The sequence below is a fragment of the Gardnerella sp. c11Ua_71 genome, from assembly GCF_055818025.1.
Map to the genome: position 1 here is coordinate 41,008 of NZ_JARFVR010000006.1, position 24,723 is coordinate 65,730.

A 24,723-nucleotide genomic window follows, 5' to 3' on the forward strand; every position below is an offset into this window, starting at 1 on the left:
TACTAGCACTCTTTTCACACATAAATGTGTATTAAAAAAATACACTGAGTTGTTAATGCGAAAAGGAAATTACTTTTGATTGGGGGTGTAACATGTCTGAAGCCTTTGAGGATCCTAGTGCTCAAGCCGCCATAGTATGGTCTAATACTCTCGCCGTGTTGCGCCATAATGCACTTCTAAGCAATCGGGATAAAAGTTGGTTTGAGAGTGTAAAACCTGAAGCTATTTTTGGAACAACAATTGTTTTATGCGTTTCTAATATTGAGACTCAGCAAGCTCTGCAAAACGAACTTAGTTCTGCTCTGCTAACTTCTTTGAAAATTTGTACTGGAAAAGACATGTTTCCAGCATTTAAAATTATCCAAAATAGTGAGAAAGAGAATAACAATACTTTACAAAATGTAAGTAATACTTCAAAAACTTCTCAATCGCTAGATAATACTACAAATAATAATTCTGATTCGTCAGATTCTAATGATTCTTCTGATCCTAAAAAAGTTGAATCTTTTTTGGACGATTCTTATGATTCAATTCCTGTACAGAAAGATTTTGATTACGCAACTGGTTTGAAAACCATGCAAAATACAAATCTCAATGTGCAATCTATTAATCAAAAGCAGACAAATATACCTGCATCAGTTAATAGAGATCCAACAACTCATTTGAATACTTATGCCACTTTTGACACGTTTGTTCCTGGCGATTCCAATCGTTTTGCTCGCACAGTAGCATTGGCAGTTGCAGAAGGCTCAGGACGCGATTTTAATCCTTTGTGTATTTACGGTGGATCTGGTCTTGGCAAAACACATTTGCTTAACGCAATTGGAAATTATGCGCTTGTTAAAGATTCTTCCCTTAAAGTTCGATATATTACAAGCGAAGAGTTTACTAATGAATTTATTGAGGCTTTACAAAATACAAGTCAAAATCAAGGTCAGATTGCTAACTTTAATAGAAGATACCGCGAAGTTGACGTTCTACTAATCGATGATATTCAATTTTTAGGTGGTAAAGAAGCAACTCTTGAACAATTTTTCCATACTTTTAACGCTTTATATCAGGCTAATAAAAGAATCGTAATAGCTTCTGATGTTGCTCCTAAAAATCTTAGAGGATTTGAATCTAGACTTATTTCTAGATTTGAATCTGGTTTAACAGTAGATATTAAACCGCCTGATTTAGAAACTCGTATTGCTATTTTACGAATGATGGCTTCTATGAATGGGTCCAATGTTCCTAGTGATGTTTTGGATCTTATTGCGGAACGTTTTACTGAAAATATTCGCGAACTTGAAGGCGCTTTAACTCGTGTTACGGCGGTTGCTTCTCTTAGTAACCAACCAGTTAGTAAGGCTTTAGCTGAGCAAGCTTTACAGGACTTTTTTGCATCCGATATTGAAGTTAGACCAACAGATATTATCGGTCAGGTTGCTCAATATTTCCATATGACTTTTGATGAGATGGTTGGAAGATCAAGAACTAAAAATGTTGCTTTAGCTCGTCAAATTGCAATGTATTTAGCTAGAGAAATGACTAGCATGAGCTTGGTTGATATTGGAGAAGTTTTTGGTGGAAGAGATCATACCACTGTTATGCATGCTTATACCAGAATTAGTGGCGAAATGCAGGAAAAGCAAGAAATTTATAACTATGTTATGGAATTGACTGTTCGTTTGAAACAAAATCCTTCCAAAAAATAGAGTTTTGCACAAGTTTATTCATAATTTGTTTATTAAAGTAAATAAAGTTATCCACATAGTTAGTAACAAATGTGGGCAAAAACTGCGAATAACTGGTGGAAAACGCCGTTTAAAAAGTGAATAAAATGTTTTTAACTACGATAAAAATGTTAATAAGATAAAAACTAGAAAATTATGTGGATAACTTCAGCATTTATGCACATACTTCTCTTTGTGTTGTCAACATTTTTAAATTGTGGATAAAGGCTCTAAATCAGCAGTTCTTTAACTTTATCCACATGTTAACAACCTTTATTACTTTTACTATTTTATTTTTATCTAATATTCATACTTAATTACTTACTCAACTAACTTTCATAAAATATGATTTTTAATTGGCAGCATGATATAGAATAAAACACAGATTTAAACAGAAATGAGGAAAAATGAAAGTTGAAGTTAATTCCGCTTCTTTTGCTGATGCAGTAGCTTGGACAACTAGAGTCATAGATTCTAGACCAGCTAATCCTATTCTTGCAGGACTAAAACTAGAAGCAAAAGATGGAATTCTTCAACTTTCTGCTTTTAACTATCAGCTCTCTAGCAGACATCATGTTGAAGCTGGAATAGATGAGCAGGGTAGTGTACTCGTATTAGGCAAATTGATGGCAGATATAACTAAATCTTTACCATCAGAAAAAACCTATTTATCCTCTAATGAAACTACTCTTACTATTTCTTCTGGAAAATCAACTTTCACACTCCAACTAATGCCTGAAGGAGAATATCCTGATTTACCACAAATTCCTGAAAAACTTGGTCAGGTAGATGCTCCTACTTTTGTTCAGGCAGTAGTACAAGCTTCTGTGGCTGTTTCAAGAGAAGAAGATAGACCTGTTTTGACTGGAATTCATGCTCATTTTGAAGATGATTCTGTTACTTTCACTGCTACAGACAGATATCGTCTTGCAAGATCAACTTTTAAGTGGACACCAGAACATTCTGACATAAATACTTCTACTCTAATCAAAGGAAGCATTCTTAGAGATATTTCTCGATCAATAGATGAACATCAAAATGTTATTGTAAACCTAAATGATAAAGAACCATCTATTCTTGGTTTTGAAAATTCTGGTAGAGTAAGTACTTCTCAACTAATTGATGGAGAATTTCCTTCTGTAGATCGACTTTTTGTTGATGAATATCCTATTCATGCAATTATTAATCGAACAATGCTTATTAATGCTATTAAGCGAGTTGCACTTGTTGCAGAAAAAGATGCTCCTATTTACATGTCTTTCTCTGGGGATGAATTAACTTTAAGTGCTGGAAATGATTCAGAATCTCAAGCAAAAGAACTTATCGATATAGACATGGACGGTCAAGATATTATAGTTGCTTTTAATCCTAATTATTTAATTGAAGGTTTAAGCGCTATAAGCGAGCCATTTGTTCATGCAAAAATCACATCTGCAGTTAAGCCTGTTGAATTTAATGGTCAGCAGGAAGCTGATGGCGATGAGTCTATGAATTACAGATATCTTGTTGTTCCAATGCATCCTTAAAGATAAATAAATGTATGTTTCAAGACTTGTACTAGATCATTTTCGTTCTTGGAGTAGTTGTGTATTAGACTTTTCTCCAAAAATTAATGTTCTATTTGGCTCAAATGGTTTAGGTAAAACTAATATTGTTGAAGCTATAGAAGTTATATCTACTGGAACAAGTCATAGAATATCATCTTTGATGCCACTGATAGAGTGCAATAACAGTTGTGCTACCATACGACTTAATACTAAAAATTTTGATAATAATAATTTAGATGAAACTACATATGAGCTTACGATTAATTCAAAAGGATCTAACAGAGCAAGAATTAATAGTGGAAAATCATTGTATATGAAGGACATAATTGGATTAGTTAAATCCATTTCTTTCACTCCAAGAGATCAAAATTTGATTTTTTCAGATCCTAATATTCGTAGGACTTTTATAGATCAAGCTGGAGCACTATTAATACCAAATTATTTACAAGTTTTACAAGAATATAATCATATTGCAAAACAACGTGCATATCTTCTTAAAAGTCTATCTAATAATAATTTAGCTAGTTCAACAAATGGATATAATCCTATATCTGATTTGGAAATATGGACGGGTAAATTCATTGAATCAGGAATAATTCTTACAAAAAATCGAAAAAAAATAATAAATTTGTTAAATGAAATTTTTCCTAAAATAGTAGATAAACTTTCCCGATCTTCTAATTTTGCTTCGATACAATATAATCCGTCTTTTGAAGAGTTAGAAGTTGAATCAAAAGAAGATTATTTTCCGCAAAAAGCTATAAGCGAGCATTTTCAACGAATTTATGCTGGGGAAGTTGCTAGAGGATACAACCTAATAGGTCCTCATAGAGATGATTTTACAATATTAATAAATAATCATCCTGCAAAAGAATTTGCTTCTAATGGTGAATCATGGACTCTAGCATTAGCTTTAAAAATGGCTTTATTTAAGACTTTAGAAGAAAAAAATAATCAAAAACCAATAGTTATTTTGGATGATGTTTTTTCACAATTAGATGAATCTAGAAGAAAACAAATTTTAGAGTTTGCAAAAGAACAAGAACAAGTTTTTATTACAGTTGCATCCTTAAGTGATATACCAAAAGATGAGAATCTTTCAGAAGAATCATTTATTGATATATCTAAAATAGTAGAAAAAAATAATAATCAAGATGAAAATTTCTTTAATAATAATCTTGACTCTAATCATAAAGATCTACTAAAAGATATTATTAATAATCGAAAAAATAATATCGAGAATAATTCTAATAGTTAAGGGGAAAATAATGAAAATTCCCGTAAATAAATTATTAAAATTAGACACTAGAAAGCTTCCTGAGATTGTTTTTTCTCCTATAGAAAAAAGGGGAGAAAAGAAAACAATAAACGAGCAAAATGCTTATAAATCTTGGGAAAGTTTTGGAAAACCTGGTAGGGATCCACAAAATCTGTATTCGTTGCTAGGTAATTTTGCTAATAAAAAACATTGGAATGAGCCGCTTGCTATAGCAAGAATGCGAGAAGATTGGTGGAAAATAGTTGGTAAAAGTGCATCTTTAAATTGTTATATAGATCAAATAAAAGACGGTATTTTAATAGTTAGAACAAAATCAAACGTTTGGTATACACAACTTAGCTACTGCAAACCTATGCTTGAGAAAAAAATATTTGAATATTCAAAAAATATTAATATTAAAGAAGTCAAAATAGTTGGTCCATCTTTGCAAAAAACAGGCAAAAAATCAATAAATAGTAGGTTTAATATTAAGAATCACTAATAACGGCTCTTAATAAAGAGCGGTCATTATGCATGTGTAGAATGTTATGTAATATAGTTAAATCGCTAGAAACCCCTTTTTTGTGCTTTCTAGCGTGTATCGACCTCGTAAATGCCTCTTGGCATGAGGTAATACGGGAAGGGATCTAAAGTGTTAAACACTGAAGATAATTCAATGGAAAATTCTGTTGAAGAACATAAACTCGATGACGCTCAGCTTGATGATTCACTTTCTCCTGAACATTATGATGCTAGCGATCTTCGCGTTCTCGAAGGATTAGAAGCAGTCCGAATCAGACCAGGTATGTACATTGGTTCAACTGGTCCAAGAGGCTTACACCACCTTGTATACGAGATTGTAGATAATTCGGTTGATGAGGCTTTGGCTGGTTATGCTTCTCACATTGAAGTGACAATATTGCCAGACAATGCAATAAAAGTTGTAGATGATGGTAGAGGCATTCCAGTTGACGAAGTACCAGGAGAAGGCGTTTCTGGTGTTGAAACGGTTATGACTAAGCTTCATGCTGGTGGAAAGTTTGGCGGCGGCGGATACGCCGTTTCTGGTGGTTTGCATGGCGTTGGTATATCCGTTGTTAACGCACTTTCTACACGCGTAGAAATTGAAGTTCGTCGTCAAGGGTTCCATTGGACTCAAACGTATGTAGATCAGCATCCAACAGCACCATTGGAAAAAGGAAAGCCAATGGAAGAAGGTGAATCTACTGGTACATCCGTAACATTCTGGCCAGATGGTGCTATTTTTGAAACAACTACATACGATTTTGAAACTTTGCGATCTAGATTCCAGCAGATGGCTTTCTTAAACAAAGGATTGAAGATTTCTTTAACTGATTTGCGCAAGCCTGATGAAGCAGGGGACGAAGTCACAGGAGAAAATGAATCAACTAGTGAAGAAAAGCATCAAAGCGTTAGCTACAAGTATGATCACGGAATTAAAGATTACGTTGACTACTTGGTTAAATCTCGAAAAGCTGTTCCTGTAGAGCCAGATGTTATTGATTTTGAGGCTGAAGATCTTGAAATTGGTATTTCTGCCGAAATTGCTATGCAATGGACTGTTGCATATTCGGAAGCAGTTCACACTTTTGCTAACACTATTTCAACTACTGAAGGTGGTACTCACGAAGAAGGATTCCGAGCTGCACTTACATCTCTTGTAAATCGTTATGCTCGAGAAAAGAATATCTTAAAAGAAAAAGATACTAATCTTTCTGGTGACGATGTTCGAGAAGGATTAACAGCAGTTGTTTCAGTAAAGCTTACAACTCCACAGTTTGAAGGTCAGACTAAAACCAAGCTTGGCAATTCTGAAGCTAAAACCTTTGTTCAGCGAGTAATGACTGAAAAGCTTGGAGATTGGTTCGACGCTCATCCAAGTGAAGCAAAGAACATTATTCAAAAAGCAATTGAAGCTTCTCGTGCACGTATTGCAGCTAAGAAAGCTCGCGAAAATACGCGTAGAAAGTCAATCTTTGAAACTGCTGGAATGCCAGATAAATTGAAGGATTGCCAGTCTAATAATCCAGAAGAATGCGAGCTGTTTATAGTTGAGGGTGATTCCGCAGGTGGCTCCGCAATTCAAGGACGAGATCCTATTACTCAAGCGATTTTGCCTTTGCGCGGTAAGATTTTGAATACTGAGCGCGCTTCAATTGATCGAATGATGAAGTCGGAAACTATTGAATCCTTAATAACTGCTGTTGGAGGCGGTTATGGTGAAGACTTCGATTTAAGTAAGGTTCGATATCACAAAGTCATTATTATGGCTGATGCTGATGTTGACGGCGCTCATATTGCTACATTGAATTTAACACTGTTCTTCCGCTATATGCGTCCAATGATTACAGCAGGATACGTTTATGTTGCTATGCCGCCTCTTTACCGTTTGAAGTGGAGCAAGGGAGCACATGACTTTGTTTATACCGATGCTGAGCGTGATCGAGTTCTTGCAGAAGGTAAAGCTGCAGGCAGACAACTTCCTAAAGGCGAAGGTATTCAGCGATACAAGGGCTTGGGTGAGATGAGCTATCAGGAGCTGTGGGAAACAACGATGGACCCTGAACACAGAATCTTAAAGCAAATTCATATTGAAGATGCTGCTCGAGCTGATGAGACATTCTCAATGCTTATGGGAGACGAAGTGGAACCTCGTAGGCTCTTTATTCAACGTAATGCTCATGATGCAAGATTTATTGATGCTTAAAAATAGTTAATAAATCAACGTAAAAATAAAGCAAAATAAACTTTAAAATATAAATAAGAAGGAATAGCAGTGGTAGACGAAATAAACGCCGCTAATGATGGTGAATATAGAGATCAGTTGCCTGATGGGTCTATGGAACCACAAAGTCCGCAAGAATCAGATAATACTGATTACGGCTTAATGAAAGGTGCTCGCGTAAAGCACATGGATTTGCAGCAGGAAATGCGCGAATCATATCTTGCTTATGCACTTTCTGTTATTGTTGAGCGCGCTTTACCAGATGTTCGAGATGGCTTAAAACCAGTGCATCGTCGTGTTATTTACGCTATGTATGATGGCGGCTATAGGCCAGATAGAGGGTACAACAAGTGCTCTCGCGTTGTTGGCGACGTTATGGGTAAGTATCATCCTCATGGTGATTCTGCTATCTATGACACTTTGGTTCGTATGGCTCAATCTTGGTCAATGAGATACATGCTTGTTGATGGTCAAGGAAACTTTGGTTCCCCAGGTGATGATCCTGCAGCAGCAATGCGTTATACGGAATGCCGTATGGCGCCTCTTGCTATGGAAATGGTTCGAGATATTGACAAAGATACTGTTGATTTCTTGCCAAACTACGATGGTAAAACTCAAGAACCAACAGTTTTGCCAGCTCGTTTCCCGAATCTTTTAGTTAATGGTTCTGCTGGTATTGCTGTTGGTATGGCAACAAATATTCCGCCTCATAATATGCGTGAGGTTGCAGATGGCGTACATTGGGCTTTGGACCACCCAGATGCTAGCAATTCCGAACTTCTAGAAGCTTTAATTCAGAGAATTAAAGGACCTGATTTCCCTACTGGAGCAACTATCTTAGGTCACAAGGGAATTGAGCAAGCTTACCGTACAGGCCGCGGATTAATTACAATGCGAGCAGTAGTTAATACCGAGGAAATTAAGGGACGTATGTGCTTGGTTGTCACCGAGCTTCCATACCAAGTTAATCCTGATCGCTTAGCTGCTTCTATTAGGGAAGCTGTGCGAGATGGAAAGATTCAAGGCATTGCAGATATGCGCGATGAAACGTCTGGCCGTACTGGTCAGCGTTTAGTGCTTGTTCTTAAGCGAGATGCTGTTCCAAAAGTTGTTTTGAACAACTTGTATAAGCATTCGCAGCTTCAGCAAACTTTCGGCGCTAACATGCTTGCTTTGGTTGATGGTGTGCCGCGCACTTTGAGTTTAGACGCGTTTATTCGTCATTGGGTAAGTCATCAGCTTGAAGTTATTGATAGGCGTACACGCTACTTAAAGCGTGAGGCAGAAGAGCGAGATCATATTTTGCAAGGCTATTTGAAAGCTTTGGATATGATCGATGAAGTTGTGGCTTTAATTAGATCTTCTAAAGATGTTGATTCTGCTCGTACTGGTTTGATGAATTTGCTTGATGTTGATGATGTTCAAGCAGATGCTATTCTTGCAATGCAACTTCGTAGACTTGCAGCTTTGGAACGTCAAAAGATTCTTGACGAGCATGAAGAATTAATGCGCAAGATTGAAGATTACAACGATATTCTTGCAAGCCCAGAGCGCCAGCGCAAAATTGTTGGCGATGAGCTTGATGAAATTGTTGCTAAGTATGGTGATGAGCGTAGAACTAAGATTCTTCCATTCTCGGGAGAAATGAATGTTGAAGATCTTATTGCCGAAGAAAATGTTGTTGTTACAGTAACTCGTGCAGGCTATATTAAGCGCACAAAAGCAGACGAGTATCGTGCTCAGCACCGCGGAGGCAAAGGCATTAAGGGTGCAAAGCTTCGTGAAGATGATGTTGTAGATCACTTCTTCTTAACTTCTACACACAATTGGTTGTTGTTCTTTACTAATCGCGGACGCGTTTATCGCATTAAAGCATATGAGCTTCCAGAAGGATCAAGAGATTCTAAAGGACAGCATGTTGCTAATTTGCTTCAATTTACTCCTGGAGAAACAATTCAAGCAGTGTTATCAATTCCAAATTATGATGTAGCGAAGTATTTGGTTTTGGCAACTCGTTCTGGAAAAGTTAAGAAAACTGCTTTACAAGAATATGATTCTCCACGTCAAGGTGGTTTGATTGCTGTTCGACTAATGACTAATGAAGAAACAGGCGAACCTGCTGATGAGTTGATTGGTGCAGCTTTGTGCAATTCAGAAGATGACATTATTCTTGTTTCTAAGCTTGGAATGAGCTTGAAGTTTAGAGCAGATGATGAGCAACTTCGACCAATGGGCCGCCAAACTGCAGGCGTTCAAGGCATGCGATTTAGAGAAGGCGACGAATTACTTGATATGGATGTTGTATCTGTAGAAACAAGTAAAGATCTTCTCGTTGTTACTAATGAAGGTTTTGCTAAGAGAACCGCTATTGAAGAGTATCGTTTGCAAGGAAGAAACGGATACGGTGTTAAAGCTGTTCAACTTGCAGAAGGTCGCGGTTCTTTGGTTGGTGCCTTGATTGTTGAAGAAACAGATCAAGTAATGGCAATTATGAAGTCTGGTAAGGTAATTCGCTCTGATGTTAACGAAGTTAAGCGTACTGGTAGAACAACTCAAGGCGTGACTTTAGCTAAGCCAGATAAGGGTGACGAAATCATCTCTATAGCTCGTAATGAGGAAAGAGATGATGAAAGTGACAATAAGAATGAAGAAGTAGAAGAAAATACTAGCAGAAGGAACTTAGATGAGTGAGGATTTTGAAACATCCAATAGCAAAGTTAATGGCGAACCTAACACTAATTTTCCAAGAACAATTGGTGGAACAGCTAGTTTTGAATCTAATGGTTATGCCAAGAGAAAAACTAGTCAGCCGCGTGCTAGAAGAATGAGTCTTTCCTTAGTTAGGGTAGATGCGTGGTCTGTTGCAAAAGTTACTTTTCTTCTTAGCGTAGCTGGAGGAATAATTCAAGTAATTGCAGCAGGATTAGTTTGGCTATTTCTAAACATGGTTGGTGTTTTTGATCAAGTAACTCAGATTGTTTCATCAACAGGTTTGAATAGCAACGGTTTTAATCTTGCTGATGTATTCTCTCTTCCAACAATTTTAAGTGCTGTAACAATTCTTTCTGTTGTGGAAATAGTTATTTTAACACTACTTTCTGCAATTGGTGCTTTGCTATATAACGTTGTTGGTTCATTAGTTGGTGGAATCCATCTAACTCTTGGCGATGATTAAAATAAGTGATTTAAAATAAAATAATCAAAAATTCCCCCGTTAATCTTATTTAGACTAGCGGGGGAATTTTTAAATTAAAATCAAAGCATTTTTACTTAGAAACAGAATCCCTAATATCTTCCAATACTTTAATCATTTTTTCTTCACGTTCCTTGCGTTTTTCTTCATCTGTTTTTTCTTTTTCAATATTTAAGAAATTAACACCCATTTCTCTCAATTTATTAATAGGCAAAACTATGAAAAAGTAAACAGCTACAGCAATAATAAGGAAATTTAATACAGATCCAATAACAGCACCAAACGAAATAGTTGCACCATTTATTGTTATTGTTAGAACACCATCTAAATCTGGTTTTCCACAAATTATTGCTATAAGAGGATTAATAATATTTTTAACTATTGAATTAACAACTGCTGTAACAGCACCGCCCATAACAACACCGACTGCCATGTCGATAACGCTGCCACGAGCAATAAATTTTTTAAAACCATTAAACATTGTTTACTTACCTTTATCTTTTTAATATTTTTCTATTAATAAAACTACTGTTTTTAAAGAAATCAAGATTATACATAACTAATATTGGATACATTATTGCAGAAGTTATAACGTCAGTAGGGAAGTGAGCTGCAACAACAAGCCTAGAAAGAGCCACTATTACAACAACAACAATGCTTATTATCAAGCCAAGTTTTAACAATGATTTATTAGATACATAAAGAATCATAAGAATCATAGCGCAAATCGCAACAGCTGCTGCAGTATGACCACTTGGAAAACTTGGATCTGGTGGAAGTTTAACCTTTACTCCAATAAAAGGCCTAGGTCTATGAACTATGAATTTAATTGCAAAAATATAAACCATAGGCAAAAGAGAAATAACAAGTTGAGTAAGAGTTATACGCCAATTTCTTTTAAGAAAGTAAGAAATAATGCATAAAATAAAAAGTATAACTATGCAACATTTTGTAGAAAAAATTATTGCGAGAATCTTTGAAATAGACATTATGAAAGATGGGGAATAATTGTGGAAAAATGCAACTATGCCTGTTTCTAAAGATCTTTCCTCACTCATAACAAGCAGCCCTTTACCAATGCAAGGGATTAAAATGGCAAGAAGTAAAACAATAGAAGACTTTTTATTATTTACTATTTTTTGCCAAAAGTCATAAAACTGATTTTTTTGATTCATAGTTAAAGATTACACTTAGAAATATATATGATAAATATGTATTATGAGTATACGTGTTTATTTATTTAAATGGATGATTTGATGGATGATTTTGTAATATAAAAGAATATTGATTAAAACAAGTATTAATATACGAATGTAATAAGTTGAACACCGTACGAGGTGACGAGTAATATGAGGAAAAGATAGAAAGGGTTTACAATGAGCATGCTTGACCGACTTGAGAAGAGCGTTGAAGGTGCAATGAACGGGGTCTTCGCAAAATTCGGCTCTAAAGACTTGCAGCCTGTTGATCTTTCCAGTGCATTAGAGCGAGAGATTGATAATCAATCTATGCCAATTGATCGCGATCGTACAGTTGCTCCGAATGAATATCATTTTAAACTTAGTACGCCAGATTTTGATCAGCTTGGTAGTGAAGCTTTAGCTAACGAGCTTGCAGATAATCTTACACAATATGCAAAAAGCCAGCATTATGCATTTGTTGGACCTGTTGCAGTTATTTTTGAAGAAGACACAGATCTTGCTAAAGGTAATTTCAATTTGATTTCTGACTCTGTTCCAGGAAATGCTGTTCCTGTAACAACTCAAGAGCAGTCAGAAAATCATCCAATGCTTGAAATTAATGGAAATAGATATTTGTTAACAAAAGATCGCACGATATTAGGCAGAGGATCTGGCTGCGATATTGTTATTGACGATCCTGGTATTTCTCGTCGTCATCTTGGAATAGATATTACGCCTGATGGTGTTATTGCTAGAGATCTTGGTTCTACTAATGGAACTTATGTTGAAGGACATCAAACTCCAGCAGCAACACTTTTAGATGGAAATACTATAACTATCGGACGTACTCGTATTTTCTATTGGGCTTCATCACAGGATCAGGAGTAATAGACGAATACATAAAGAGATACGAGTACGCGCATGATATTAACCGAGTTAACTTTTGCTATACTTAAGTACAGTTTCTTAGTACTTTTGTGGGTATTCGTGTGGTTTGCTGTTCGTTCTCTTCGTAGAGATATTGAGATTTTTAGTCCTAAAAAGTCTCGTTCTTTTAAGACTAAGTATCGTCGTAAGCCAAATAATTCAAGTAGTGAAAATAATCAAAATAATATAGTTTCTAGGAATGAAGAATCTAATAAACTTTCAGAAAATCCTACTTTACTTGTTATTATTGATGGTCCTTTGGCTGGATCATCCTTCCCTCTTGAACCATCTGGTGTAACTCTTGGAAGATCAGCAAACAATACTGTAGTTTTAAATGACGAATTTGTATCGTCTCATCATGCTCGTGTTTATTTTAATCAATCTGTAAAATCTTGGGTACTCGAAGATTTGGGCAGTACTAATGGAACTATGATTGGTCATAATAGAGTTAATGAACCAGTCGTTTTGCAACCACGCACTTCTGTGCGAATTGGCGCAACAATGTTTGAATTGAGGTGATTATATGACACAATTAGATTCAGACATTGATAGTAGAAATTCCGATACTGTATATAATTCTTTAAATAATAAAAACACTAATCGAGATAAAGAAAATAATTTTAATAAAGCTTCATTTATTGATAAAGCGTTGTTTATGTATTCCACGGCTGTTAGTGATGTTGGTACAGTTCGTAGTAATAATCAAGACTCAGCGTTCGCAGGAGAGCGTTTAGCATCTATTTGTGACGGTATGGGTGGCCATGCTGGTGGAGATACGGCGTCCACTATTGCAATAAGATCTTTAGCTCATATTGAGCAGGATTCAAGACCAAATGATGTAAAAGCTGTTTCTTCTATGATGGAAACGTCAATTATGGCAGCTCACGACGCGATTGTTGGAAAAGCTAAGCGTGAAAGACGTCTTGCTGGCATGGGAACGACAGTAACAGCTGTTTCTTTAGTAAACGGATACTGGGTTCTTGCACATTTAGGTGATTCTAGAGCCTACTTGTTGCGAGATAATCATCTTATAAGAATGACTTGTGACCATAGTTATGTTCAACATTTAATTGATACTGGTCATATTACTCCAGAAGAAGCAAGAAATCATCCGCAACGCAATGTTGTTATGCGAGTATTGGGTGATTTTGATATTGATCCACGCCCAGATATGGCAATTCGATTAGCTCATCCTTCAGATCGCTGGTTGCTTTGTTCAGATGGAGTATGTGGAGTATTAGAAGATTCCACTATTCAAGAAGTTATGAGCAGTGTATCTAATCAAGAAGAATGTGCTCAAAAACTTGTTTCAATGGCTCTTAAAGCTGGAAGTACTGATAATGCCACAGCTGTTATTGCAGATGCGACTTTGGCACTAGACGCAGATGCTTTTGATTTACCTCACCAAACACCATTGATTGGCGGTGCTGCAAGTAAGGATTTGGAATCGATAGCAGATATTGTTAATAAGGCAGTATCTTCCACACCAGTGTTGCGAGAAGGTAAAAATTCACCTGCTCAAAGAGCCGCTGCTCTTATACAAGATGGTGAAAAGTCGAGTGAAAAAGATGTTGAAAAAGTTGAAACAACTCGTTTAGTTCAGCCTTCTCACTTAAGAAATGAAGAAGAACTTAGGTCTACAGATACAAATGAGATTCCTATTGTAAAAAAGAAGAATGGAAGAATCTCAACTGATCCTAGAGATCCAGATGTTGCTAGAGCTGTAAAAAGAGAACAAGCTGAAGCACATAAAGCAAATAAGATTAGAAAAAGATGGATGAGAATAGGAGTTGCTTTCGCAATACTTGTAATATGCTCTATTGTTGCTTCTGGGGCATATCTTGTATATTCGTGGACTCAAAAGCAGTATTACATTGGTAAAGGTAACGATAGAGTAGTTATTTACCAAGGTGTTCCTACAAATATTTTTGGTTTAGAACTTTCTCATCAGATTGAAGAAACAGATATTAGAGTAAAAAAACTAGATAAATCTTGGCAAGATCAACTCGATGAAGGAATAAGTTTTAGCAGTCTTAAAGAAGCTAGAGGACACGCAAAATTAATAAGACGTGAAATGCGTGCTAGAGAAATTGAAAAACACAGTAATAAACAAAAAAGCGCTAAATCTAGTTTAGACGATAAAGATGGCAATAATAGTGGAGTTGTAAATTCAGACTCTGATTCAGGGGGTAAAACCTCATGAATATGTTGAGTATTAGAATTAAACAAATTTCTCTACTTCTGTTTTCCATAATTATATCTTCATTAGCATTTTTGCAGATGTTTTTGAGGATTAATGGATATATTCCAGCAGATTATATTGGAATGCTTACTTTTACAACAGCCTTATACTTGGTTCTATGGGGAGTTTTAATAGTAAAAAAACCTTATTGTAGTCAAGTTATATTGCCATGTATGCTTCTGCTTACAACTATCGGCACAGTAATGATTGCTAGGATAGATAAACAGCACAATACAGATATTGCTATGAAACAGCTTATATGGGTTTGTGTTGCTCTTGTTTTGTCAATAATTTTTGTGCTTGTTCTTGAAGATTACAGAATACTTAGACGTTTTTCGTATGTAAGCATGATAATAGGTTTTATATTGTTACTATCTCCAATGCTTCCTATAGTTGGTAAGGAAATTGGCGGAGCAAGAATATGGATTGGTTTTGGTAACCACACTCTTCAACCTGGAGAATTTGCAAAGTTATTCTTAGCATTCTTCTTTGCAGCATATTTGTTTGACCATAGAGACAGGCTTGCTGTTGGCGGAAAAAAGATTTTAGGCGTGCATCTTCCGCGATTTAAAGACATGGGTCCTATTGCACTTGTTTGGGCTGCATCAATGTGCGTTCTTGTTGTACAACATGATTTAGGAACATCTTTAATGTTCTTCGCAATGTTTGTTTCTATGTTGTATGTTGCTACAGGCAGAAAAGGTTGGCTTGCAATTGGATTTATAGCATTCATGATTGGATGCTTTGTAGCTGTTAAATTATTTGCTCACGTGCAGTATAGAGTAGATGCTTGGCTTAATCCGTATGACCCAGTTATTTACAATAGATTCCCAGGTGGTTCTGCTCAGATTGTTACAGGATTATTTGGATTGGCAGCTGGTGGTGTTACAGGAACAGGATTAGGGCAAGGTCACCCATCTTTGACACCTCTTGCTAATTCTGATTTTATTTACGCTTCAGTGGGTGAAGAATTAGGATTGACTGGGTTGTTCATAGTATTAATGCTTTACTTGATTATTATTGCTTCGGGTATGATAACGGCAATGAAAATCAAGGATGGTTTTGGAAAACTCCTTGCATCTGGTTTAGTTTTTACAATGGCTTTCCAAGTTTTTACTGTTGTTGGAGGTATTACTCTTGTAATTCCTTTAACTGGTTTAACAATGCCATATATGGCTGCTGGAGGATCCTCATTAGTGGCAAATTATTTGCTTGCTGCTATTTTGATTGTTATCTCTAATGCTGCAAATAAGCCTGAAACTGCTGTTATGTCTGATACTTTCCAATACGAAGCTTTAGCTGCCTTAAGAGAACGAGAACTTAGGGAGAGAGAAAATAAAGCCTCTGATCTTAAAGAAGATGGAGGTGAAAGTTATGAATAAATGTTTAAAAGAGCTTTTTACTGCAGTAATAATATTATTCGTAATACTTTGTGTTTCTAGTACTTACATAACTTCTATAAAAGCAAACGAGTTAAATTCAGATCCTAGAAATAGACGAGCACTATACCATGAATTTGGGTCTCCTAGAGGAGCAATACTTGCGTCTGATGGAACAGTATTAGCAAAATCTGATCCATCTAAAGATGCTTTTGTTTATCAGCGCTCATATTTCAATGGTGAAGTTTATGCTCCGATTACAGGATATTATTCAATAAGTCAAAGAGCTGATAGAGGAATAGAAGCGTCAAGGAATGAGCTTTTAAGTGGAAAGTCAGATGCTTTATTCCTTCAAAAGTTTAAGTCATTGTTTACTGGAGCAGAAAATAGGGGTGCTTCAATAGAAACATCTATTAACACTAAACTTCAGACTCTTGCATATAATCTACTAAAAAATAAAGAAGGTGCTTTAGTTGCTATAGAGCCAAAAACTGGACGAATACTAGCAATGGTTAGCACTCCAAGTTACAATCCTTCTCTTCTTGCTTCTCACAATGTTTCTTCTGTAAATAGGTCTTACAAGGATCTTATATCTAATATTTATAATCCGATGCTTAATCGTTCCATTTCTGAACTGTATGCACCGGGATCTACTTTAAAAACACTTATTGCTGCTGCAGCGTTAGAATCTGGAAAATATGATTTAAATACTCAGATTCCAGCTGGATCAAGCTACACTCTTCCTGGAACTCGAACGCATTTAACAAATGTTGTTGTTCCTGCAAATGGAGTTAACGGACAAATATCATTTGAAGATGCTTTAGCTTATTCTTCAAATACTGCTTTTGCACAGTTAGGAATATCGTTAGGGTCTGACGCAATAATAAAGCAAGCTAAGAAATTTGGATTCTTTAGCTCATTTACTTTAGATGGATCAGATTCAACTGGTTTCCCTATGAGAGTAGTAACATCATTACTTTCTACTAAACCATCTCAAGATAAATTAGCTCTAGAATCTATAGGTCAAGGAGATGCAAAGATTACTACGCTTCAAAATGCTATGATTGCGTCGGCTATAGCTAATAATGGAACTCTTATGAAACCAACTTTGGTTGATTGCGTAAGATCTAGTGATTTGTCTGTTATATCGCAAACAAGTCCTACTGTTATGAGCCAAGCTATTAGTGCACAGACAGCTGCAAAACTTAATAGTATGATGCAAAGTGTAGTAGTTAAAGAAAATTCAAATCTTTCTCTACCAAATATCCATGTTGCAGCAAAAACTGGAACAGCGCAGATTGGTGTAAAAAATCAGTCTGCAAATGGGTGGGTAATTGGATTTGCCCCAGCAGAAGACCCTAAAATAGCTATAGCAGTAGTAGTTCATAATGCGAACACATATGGAACTTATACTGCAGGACCTATTATGAAGCAGGTGATGAAGGAGGCTCTTAAGCAATGAAACTTGTTGAAGGACAGTTAGTTCATCATCGATATAGGTTAGATAGACGTCTTGCACAAGGCGGTATGGGCGAAGTATGGAAAGGTTTTGACATACAGCTTGGCAGAATTGTAGCAATTAAAGCTCTTAGAACAGACACTAACAATGTTGAAGCTAAATTGCGTAGACTTCGCGCAGAAGCACATAATTCAGCCAATTTAGCGCATCCTAATATTGCGGCATTATTTGATTATTATGAGCATGATGGTATTGGCTTCCTGATTATGGAGTATGTGCCTAGTAAATCTTTAGCAGATTTGTATCATAAAGAAAAAACTGTGGAACCAACTCGTTTGCTTCCTATTCTTATTCAAACAGCTAGAGGTCTTTTTGTAGCTCATTCTCATGGTGTTATACACAGAGACGTTAAACCAGCAAACATTATGGTTTCTGATACTGGAAGTGTAAAAATAACAGATTTTGGTGTTTCTTATTCTAGTGATCAAGAACAAATAACTCAGGATGGAATGGTAGTAGGAACGGCTCAATATATTTCTCCAGAACAAGCTCAAGGAGAACAAGCTACTGCTCAATCTGACATATATTCTCTCGGAGTTGTTGCTTACGAAGGACTTTGTGGACACAGACCATTTACTGGAGCTACGCCTGTAGATATTGCAGCAGCTCATGTTAACGATCCTGTTCCACCTCTTCCAGATAGTGTTGATATCCAATTAAGACAGTTTGTAATGTCAATGCTTTCTAAAAATCCAAAAGACAGACCTAAAGATGCTCTAGTAGTGTCAAAAGTTCTTTCGAAAATAGAAAGAAGACTTTTAGATCAACAAACAGCATTTAATAATAAAAACTCAGTACCTTCTTCCGCTGTTCAGCGTCCTGCTCGTAGCGTGAGAAGTGTTCCAAAAACTCAAGTGAATATTATTAACATTTTAAACAATAACAACCGCAAGGAGCAGCAATGAGTAACACAATGCCTACCTCATTAGCGAATGGACGGTATCAATTAGGTGAATTAATTGGTCGTGGCGGAATGGCCGAGGTGAGAATCGCAGAAGATAAACGTCTTGGTCGTACTGTTGCGGTTAAAATTATGCGTTCTGATCTGGCAAATGATGAGATTTTCTTATCTAGATTCCGCAGAGAGGCACATTCAATTGCTCAGATGAACAATCCTAACATAGTTAATATTTATGATTCTGGAGAAGAATCTGTAGAAGATGACAATGGTGTAGAAGAGCATCTGCCATATCTTGTTATGGAATATGTTAAGGGTAAAACTTTACGCGATATTCTTAAAATGAATGGTGCTTTGAGTCAAAGAGATTCTGAACAAGTTATGCTCGGAGTTCTTAATGCTCTTGAGTATTCGCACAGAATGGGTGTAATTCATAGGGATATTAAGCCTGGAAATATTATGATTTCCGAGCAGGGCATTGTTAAAGTTATGGATTTTGGAATCGCTAGGGCATTGGACGATTCTGCAACAACAATGACACAATCACAGGGTGTGGTTGGAACTGCTCAATACTTGTCTCCTGAACAGGCTCGTGGAGAACAAGTAGATATGAGATCTGACTTATATTCTGCTGGCTGTGTTTTATATGAGATGCTAACTGGTAGACCTCCTTTTACAGGTGATTCAGCTGTTGCAATTGCGTATCAGCATGTGTCTGAGGTTGCAACGCCATTAAGTACGCTTGTTCCTGGTCTTCCTGTTATGTGGGATAAGATTTGTGCCAAAGCAATGGCGAAGGACCGTCAGAATAGGTATGCAACTGCCGCAGAATTTAAAAATGACATATTGGCTTTTATGAATGGTGGTGTTCCTGTTGCTGCAGCATTTAATCCTCTGACGGATTTGGCTAATATGCGTGCTAGAAAGCAGGCTGAGCAGAATGCTGCAACACAAGCAATGAACAATGCTGATACCGCATCAACTCAAAGCTTTGGTGCTATTACAGGTCAATTTGAGCCTTATACTCAAAATACTGGTTATAACACTAGAGCAGCGCAGCTTGCAGCTAATAGAGCAAAAAGAAGCAAGAGAATTGTTATTACTTCCGTTATATCTGCTGTAGTTTGCGCAATTATTGTTGCTGGAATTTTATTTGTTTTGAATCGCAGTAAACTTGCTGGAGAAGTTGTAGTTCCTACATTTACAGAAACAACAACGCAGGATGCCGCTCGCGAAAAGTTGCGAGCTCTTGGTCTTATCCCAGATATTTTGGAAGATGATAAATCTTCTCAACCAGAAGGAACTTTTACAAAACAGCTTCCTAAAGGTGGAGCTAAAGTTTCTTCAGGATCTAGAGTAAGCGTATGGTTCTCTGTAGGTCCACAGTCTACTAAGATTCCAGATGTTACTGGTAAATCGCAAGATGTAGCACGTAAAGCTCTTGAACGTGCTGGATTTAAGATATCTAATGTTCGTGTAGAAGATAGCACGGAAGTTAAGAAGAATCATGTTACTCGTACAGATCCTTCTGCAGATTCGTTTGCAGACAAGGGGTCTATGGTTACCTTATACATTTCTTCTGGTCTTACAAAGATCCCTGATGGTTTAGTTGGACAATCTAAGGATGTTGTAACAAGCGAATTGCAAAATCTTGGTTTTACTGTAAATGTTGTTGAGGAAGAATCTGATACTGCATCTGAAGGAACTGTGACCAAGATGAACCCATCTTCTGGTGCTGCAGTAAAGCCTCATAGCTCTGTAACAGTATATGTTTCTAAAGGAAAGCCTAAAGTTGAAGTTCCTCGTTTGGCTGTTGGCACTGTAACTTTCAAGCAGGCTAAACAAGTATTGGAAGCAAAAGGCTTTAAGGTTGTTGCATCTGATGCATCAGCTAAAGATGATGACATAGTTACTGGAATGTCTGAAAAAGAAGGAGCAAAGATTGACAAAGGTTCAACAATCACTTTGACTGTGAAATCTGCTACTCCTTCATCGGACCTTACAAAGCCAGGTACGGGATTAGATTTGAATAAACCTTCTACTGAAGCCCCATCTACATCTACTACAACAACAGATACAGGTTTGTAAAAAGCAAAGCATAAAGCCAGTAAGTTTAATAAGCTTACTGGCTTTTTATATTAATTAAATGCATATGTTAATTAAGTGCATGCTTAATGTCCACGTGTTTTAGTTAGTTCTTGTACATAAACCAAAAGTAGATTGTTTAATCTTATACAAATTGTTTAATCTTATACAACAAAAATCAGGGTTAAGAAATTATCCTAACCCTGATTTTTGTTATCTATTAATCTTATCTACTTACTTATTATCTACTTACCCTTTAGTAAGGCGTTGCTGTGTATGCAGACATTTCTCTTAAGAATGGTATATTTGCCGAAACAAACGGGTATACCCATTGCATAAGTATCATAATGCATATTAGGTAGATAATTAAGGAGAGAATTAATCTCACTGGAAGAATTCCAGGCTGTAGCCTCATGAGTCCGCCAAAGATGCTGAATTCAGGCTTTGGCTTTAGACCTGCTTTAATCTCGCGTCTTAATGGCCACTGCCATGCAATAGCTCCAGCAGCAAAGATAATCAAATAAACTATCAGCGCGCCAATCATAAGCGGAACAAGCGAATCGAGATGAGAGATCAAAGATTGTTGCTCGTTATTAACAAACTTAACTTTTCCGTTTTCATCTAAAGTAGAAAGCTCTTTTGGAATACCGTCAGAAACTTTAGCCCAATAGTCAAGCTCTCCAAAGCTAACAAAGCGGAACTTAGGTGTAGAGAACTTAGGTTCGCATGTAATAATGGTGATCATGCGTTTCTTTGGCTCTTTACTATGGTTTATTGGATCTGGGTCAAGAACCTCAACCTGTTCTGGTCTAACAATCTTGTGAGTAATGTATTTGTAAACGAACCAATAATCTTTAGTTCGAAGAATAATAGAATCTCCCTTTTGGAACCTATCAACATCCGCAAGAGGCTGACCATAACCATTGCGGTGACCAATAATTGTAATGTTTCCGATTTCTCCAGGCAACTCAGTTTTAGGATAATGACCTAATCCTCGACGATTAAGTATCTCCATATCTACACCTTCAATAACATTACGCTCCCATTGATCACCGAAGCGTGGAATATAGATTCGCGCTAGAAGATCTCCGTGTTTGACGCCCTGTAATTTAGGAGGATTGTCTACTTGAGGAAGAGCAATTTTTGTTTTAGGACCAGCAGCAGGGTTTGTCCAAGAAACAGATTGACGTGTTTCAACTTGTATATGTTCAGCTTGTGCACCCGTCCACCACATCTGCCAGACAATATACAGTGCACAAATAACAGCGAAAGAAATAAGAAGTTCTCCTACAACACCAACTGCTTGCCAGATAATACTGGTTTTGCCGTGTTTAGTTTCGCTACGTTCGTGCATATTGTTAGAACGCTTCATGTTACTCCTTTATTGCCTGTTGGAATGGTGTTGTGGCGAAATATTACTACTAATAAAATCGGCATCTTTTGGAACCGAAGCATATCGTAGCGGCTGTAAAAGTGCAGAAGATTCTGCGAATTTTAGATTACTCTTTTTTTCCACTTTCCATCCCAACCCAAAACCGCTGACATAGTCTTTATATGTTCGAATTGCTGGAGAGTCATCCAGCGCATCTACCATGTCTTCGATTGAGCCAATAGCAGATATTCTATACGGTGGCGAGTACTGATGACCTTGTAGCATAAGCACATTTCCGATACAAACAACAGCAGAATTGAATAGTATGCGTTGGTCTTGGATTGTTATTGCCTCTGCTCCACCTCTCCAAAGGGCATTTACCACCGCTTCTATGTCTTGTTGGTGTATTACGTAGTCATTTATGTTTGCGGAGCTTCCAGACCCGTTTACGGCTGTTTTCCACAGTGGTGAATCGTTTAGTGTAACACTAATTCCAGGTCCCTGTATTGCTGGGAGTATTGTGCTAGCACCAGTGTCGTCGGAAGAATCTGCATCATTTGTATTATTCGTTAAAGTTTTGTTTAGAAGATTTACCTGTGAATCTAGCTCTTTAACATCTTCTCTTAAGCTTTTTGCTCTTTGAGAATTTCTTTCTACCATCTGACCGGTGTCTGATGTAACAAACGCTGTACGATTAATACGCAAGTTAGTAATAAATAAATATCCTGTAAAAGAGATAGCTAATGCCACAGCAATGCTTCCCAACAGCGATTTTTTAGCGCTGTGTTTACCTGTTTGTCTAGCCATAGCATCCAGTCTTCTTATTGCGTTCGAGTGTAACTATTATTATAGCGTGTAGCCGATTGATTGGAGAGTTACTGTTATGGCTGACGAAGAATTAAACACATTGAATGCTGCTTCATCTGCCGATGCTGGCGAAGCAAAAGAATCTTCTAAAGAAGATTTGTATGGCGTGCCTATGGAGCAGGTTGAAGCTGTGCTGAATGCGACTGCGGACAAAGATTCTTTGTCTCCGCAGATACAGCGAATGATGAAGCGTCAAGAAGAAAATACTCGTAGAGTTGAAGAGTCAATTAAAGGAACAAAGGCTAATGCTGGTTGGTTTGTTCCGCTTTTCTGCACGCTTATGATTGTTGGTTTGTTCTGGGCGGTTGTTTACTACCTGAATCCTTCTCTACCAATTCCTGGAATTGGAGCATTTAATCTTTTGATTGCAGCATGCTTGGTTATGGCTGGATTCTTAATGACAATGTGCTGGAGATAAAAAGTTAATAGAACTTTTTAAATCTTGATTAATGGCTGCGTGCATGAGTGCGCAGCCATTAATTTATTTATTGTATATTATCTGTTTATCTGTTACTTGACTTGCTCTAATAATTACGTGCTGGTTTTTACTATCCGTAGTAGCCAGAATTCTAGTTGTACCACCATCTTTTAATTTAAGTTTTTTCTTCAAATCATTAACACTAATTGGAAAATTGTACGTGGCTATATTCGCGTACTCTAAGTCTGAAATAATTTGCTTGATTTCTTTTTTATTCATGCTGCAGACTCCTTCTATTTTCCAAATTTTTCCAGGAAAATCAGAGTTACAATTTTCTGAAATAAAAATGTGGCTGTTGCTTGCGATTTGATAAACACCATATTTTTGTATTAAGAGATTGAAACATCCTGCTTTCATAATAGATGCGTTTGGCTCATAAACATATTTAGCTAAATTTCTCCAATTTTCCATAACATTTGTGACATTATTTGAAATCTCGTAAGATTCTTCAACCTTGTGTAAAGACGAATCATATTTTGCGCAAAAAACAGTAATATTTTCATTGTTAACGCAATGAATCTCAATAATGTTATGTAAATTTGCGTCCAATACTAAAAGTAATTCTTTGCATTCATTGTTGTGAGAAATTATGTGTACCTGACTAACGTTTCCGTTAAAATCACATATAGCTTTTCTCCAATCAAGCATTGGGGATAGTTTTATAATCACAAATTTTGAAGCATCTAGCATCTGTGACTTTAGGTTTATAACATTCGGAGTGCAATCTTCTATAGCGTATGTTCTGGATCCTTTTTGGTCGCGTCTTGCGGGATCAATGTAAATAATGGTAGCTGAATTTACGTTATTTAATACTTCAGAGCTTGTGCAATTTACGCAATGAACATTTTTTAATCCCATTACAATCATATTGTGCTGGCTAATAGCAGATAATTCTTCTTGTTTTTCTGCGCAAATAGATTCACTGAATTCTTTGCTCATTATTGCGCAATCTACGCCAAATCCGCCAGTTAAATCAATTAGTGTAGTGTTAGACTTGTTTAAGTTATTATCTTTTATAAGATTATGAACTATCTGCGCCTTATATTGTGCGGTTGCTTGCGATGAACATTGTTCCATCGAAATGTGAGATGGATATATTACTTGTTTATTCATATACCAATTAGGCAGTTTTGTTTTTGCAATCTGTTTTCCGCTTATTTGATTAACGGCAAATAAAACATTGATTTTGGGATTATTAGATGCTTTTAAAGCAGCATCTTTAGGGTTAGCAGCTTGATTTTCCTTAATAAAATCAAGTGTTTCTTGGCTTTGTGGATCTAGATGTTTTGGATGATTGAATTTAGATTGCATAA

At 36.6% G+C, this 24,723-nt stretch carries 20 protein-coding genes; 15 read left to right on the top strand and 5 right to left on the bottom strand.

Annotated elements, in window-relative coordinates; all coding sequences use genetic code 11:
• Positions 1-92 precede the first annotated feature (92 nt).
• The 7 genes from dnaA to P0106_RS06015 all read left to right on the top strand — a co-directional run bounded on the left by dnaA (position 93) and on the right by P0106_RS06015 (position 10,444).
• On the top strand, positions 93-1,700 hold the full coding sequence (dnaA, locus tag P0106_RS05985; RefSeq protein ID WP_004114028.1) for a chromosomal replication initiator protein DnaA: 1,608 nt from the start codon (positions 93-95) through the stop codon (positions 1,698-1,700).
• Between the two features lie 425 nt (positions 1,701-2,125).
• The gene (gene dnaN, locus P0106_RS05990) at positions 2,126-3,244 is read left to right on the top strand and encodes a DNA polymerase III subunit beta (RefSeq protein WP_004114027.1); all 1,119 of its coding nucleotides are present in this window, start codon (positions 2,126-2,128) and stop codon (positions 3,242-3,244) included.
• A gap of 10 nt (positions 3,245-3,254) precedes the next feature.
• Entirely contained in the window at positions 3,255-4,523 is a 1,269-nt protein-coding gene (gene recF, locus P0106_RS05995; RefSeq protein ID WP_473730558.1) for a DNA replication/repair protein RecF, read from the top strand.
• Between the two features lie 10 nt (positions 4,524-4,533).
• Positions 4,534-5,025: a DciA family protein gene (locus P0106_RS06000; RefSeq protein WP_020759664.1), complete on the top strand. Its 492-nt coding sequence runs from the start codon at positions 4,534-4,536 to the stop codon at positions 5,023-5,025.
• A gap of 150 nt (positions 5,026-5,175) precedes the next feature.
• Positions 5,176-7,251 carry a DNA topoisomerase (ATP-hydrolyzing) subunit B gene (gene gyrB / locus P0106_RS06005; RefSeq protein WP_004114024.1) on the top strand — a complete coding sequence of 692 codons (2,076 nt, stop codon included), beginning with the start codon at positions 5,176-5,178 and terminating at the stop codon, positions 7,249-7,251.
• A gap of 69 nt (positions 7,252-7,320) precedes the next feature.
• Positions 7,321-9,960 carry a DNA gyrase subunit A gene (gyrA, locus tag P0106_RS06010; RefSeq protein ID WP_116773007.1) on the top strand — a complete coding sequence of 880 codons (2,640 nt, stop codon included), beginning with the start codon at positions 7,321-7,323 and terminating at the stop codon, positions 9,958-9,960.
• Positions 9,953-10,444, top strand: a complete 492-nt coding sequence (locus tag P0106_RS06015; protein ID WP_101889964.1) for a DUF3566 domain-containing protein — start codon at positions 9,953-9,955, stop codon at positions 10,442-10,444. Before gyrA ends, P0106_RS06015 begins: the two co-directional genes overlap by 8 nt.
• Before the next feature lie 91 nt (positions 10,445-10,535).
• Here P0106_RS06015 and mscL read toward each other — a convergent pair whose 3' ends face one another.
• Together mscL and P0106_RS06025 are read right to left on the bottom strand one after the other, a co-directional pair.
• Positions 10,536-10,943, bottom strand: a complete 408-nt coding sequence (gene mscL / locus P0106_RS06020; protein WP_004114018.1) for a large conductance mechanosensitive channel protein MscL — start codon at positions 10,941-10,943, stop codon at positions 10,536-10,538.
• 13 nt (positions 10,944-10,956) lie between these two features.
• Positions 10,957-11,637, bottom strand: a complete 681-nt coding sequence (locus tag P0106_RS06025) for a phosphatase PAP2 family protein (protein WP_116436968.1) — start codon at positions 11,635-11,637, stop codon at positions 10,957-10,959.
• Positions 11,638-11,838: 201 nt separating this feature from the next.
• Between P0106_RS06025 and P0106_RS06030 the strand changes: the two genes are divergently transcribed.
• The 7 genes from P0106_RS06030 to pknB are packed head-to-tail and all read left to right on the top strand — an operon-like array spanning position 11,839 to position 20,696.
• Positions 11,839-12,531, top strand: coding sequence for an FhaA domain-containing protein (locus P0106_RS06030; protein ID WP_004114015.1), 693 nt, complete (start codon positions 11,839-11,841; stop codon positions 12,529-12,531).
• 33 nt (positions 12,532-12,564) lie between these two features.
• Entirely contained in the window at positions 12,565-13,089 is a 525-nt protein-coding gene (locus P0106_RS06035) for an FHA domain-containing protein FhaB/FipA (RefSeq protein ID WP_009994535.1), read from the top strand.
• Between the two features lie 4 nt (positions 13,090-13,093).
• Positions 13,094-14,773, top strand: a complete 1,680-nt coding sequence (locus P0106_RS06040) for a PP2C family protein-serine/threonine phosphatase (protein WP_004114012.1) — start codon at positions 13,094-13,096, stop codon at positions 14,771-14,773.
• The gene (locus tag P0106_RS06045) at positions 14,770-16,194 is read left to right on the top strand and encodes an FtsW/RodA/SpoVE family cell cycle protein (protein ID WP_004573602.1); all 1,425 of its coding nucleotides are present in this window, start codon (positions 14,770-14,772) and stop codon (positions 16,192-16,194) included. The genes P0106_RS06040 and P0106_RS06045 overlap by 4 nt, the downstream gene beginning before the upstream one ends.
• Positions 16,187-17,653 carry a peptidoglycan D,D-transpeptidase FtsI family protein gene (locus tag P0106_RS06050; RefSeq protein ID WP_032833849.1) on the top strand — a complete coding sequence of 489 codons (1,467 nt, stop codon included), beginning with the start codon at positions 16,187-16,189 and terminating at the stop codon, positions 17,651-17,653. The genes P0106_RS06045 and P0106_RS06050 overlap by 8 nt, the downstream gene beginning before the upstream one ends.
• On the top strand, positions 17,650-18,615 hold the full coding sequence (locus tag P0106_RS06055; RefSeq protein WP_004137650.1) for a serine/threonine-protein kinase: 966 nt from the start codon (positions 17,650-17,652) through the stop codon (positions 18,613-18,615). Before P0106_RS06050 ends, P0106_RS06055 begins: the two co-directional genes overlap by 4 nt.
• On the top strand, positions 18,612-20,696 hold the full coding sequence (gene pknB, locus P0106_RS06060) for a Stk1 family PASTA domain-containing Ser/Thr kinase (RefSeq protein WP_004114004.1): 2,085 nt from the start codon (positions 18,612-18,614) through the stop codon (positions 20,694-20,696). The genes P0106_RS06055 and pknB overlap by 4 nt, the downstream gene beginning before the upstream one ends.
• A 253-nt stretch (positions 20,697-20,949) precedes the next feature.
• On the opposite strand, the gene P0106_RS06065 is transcribed toward pknB, so the two are convergent.
• Both P0106_RS06065 and P0106_RS06070 read right to left on the bottom strand, forming a co-directional pair.
• Complete coding sequence (locus P0106_RS06065; RefSeq protein WP_004114002.1) at positions 20,950-22,065, bottom strand: class E sortase; 1,116 nt, start codon at positions 22,063-22,065, stop codon at positions 20,950-20,952.
• A gap of 9 nt (positions 22,066-22,074) precedes the next feature.
• Positions 22,075-22,872, bottom strand: a complete 798-nt coding sequence (locus P0106_RS06070; protein ID WP_004113998.1) for a DUF881 domain-containing protein — start codon at positions 22,870-22,872, stop codon at positions 22,075-22,077.
• A 76-nt stretch (positions 22,873-22,948) separates the two neighbouring features.
• Here P0106_RS06070 and crgA point away from each other — a divergent pair, with 76 nt between their 5' ends.
• Entirely contained in the window at positions 22,949-23,350 is a 402-nt protein-coding gene (gene crgA / locus P0106_RS06075) for a cell division protein CrgA (protein WP_004113997.1), read from the top strand.
• 63 nt (positions 23,351-23,413) lie between these two features.
• On the opposite strand, the gene P0106_RS06080 is transcribed toward crgA, so the two are convergent.
• On the bottom strand, positions 23,414-24,721 hold the full coding sequence (locus tag P0106_RS06080; RefSeq protein WP_004116468.1) for a THUMP-like domain-containing protein: 1,308 nt from the start codon (positions 24,719-24,721) through the stop codon (positions 23,414-23,416).
• Positions 24,722-24,723 lie beyond the last annotated feature (2 nt).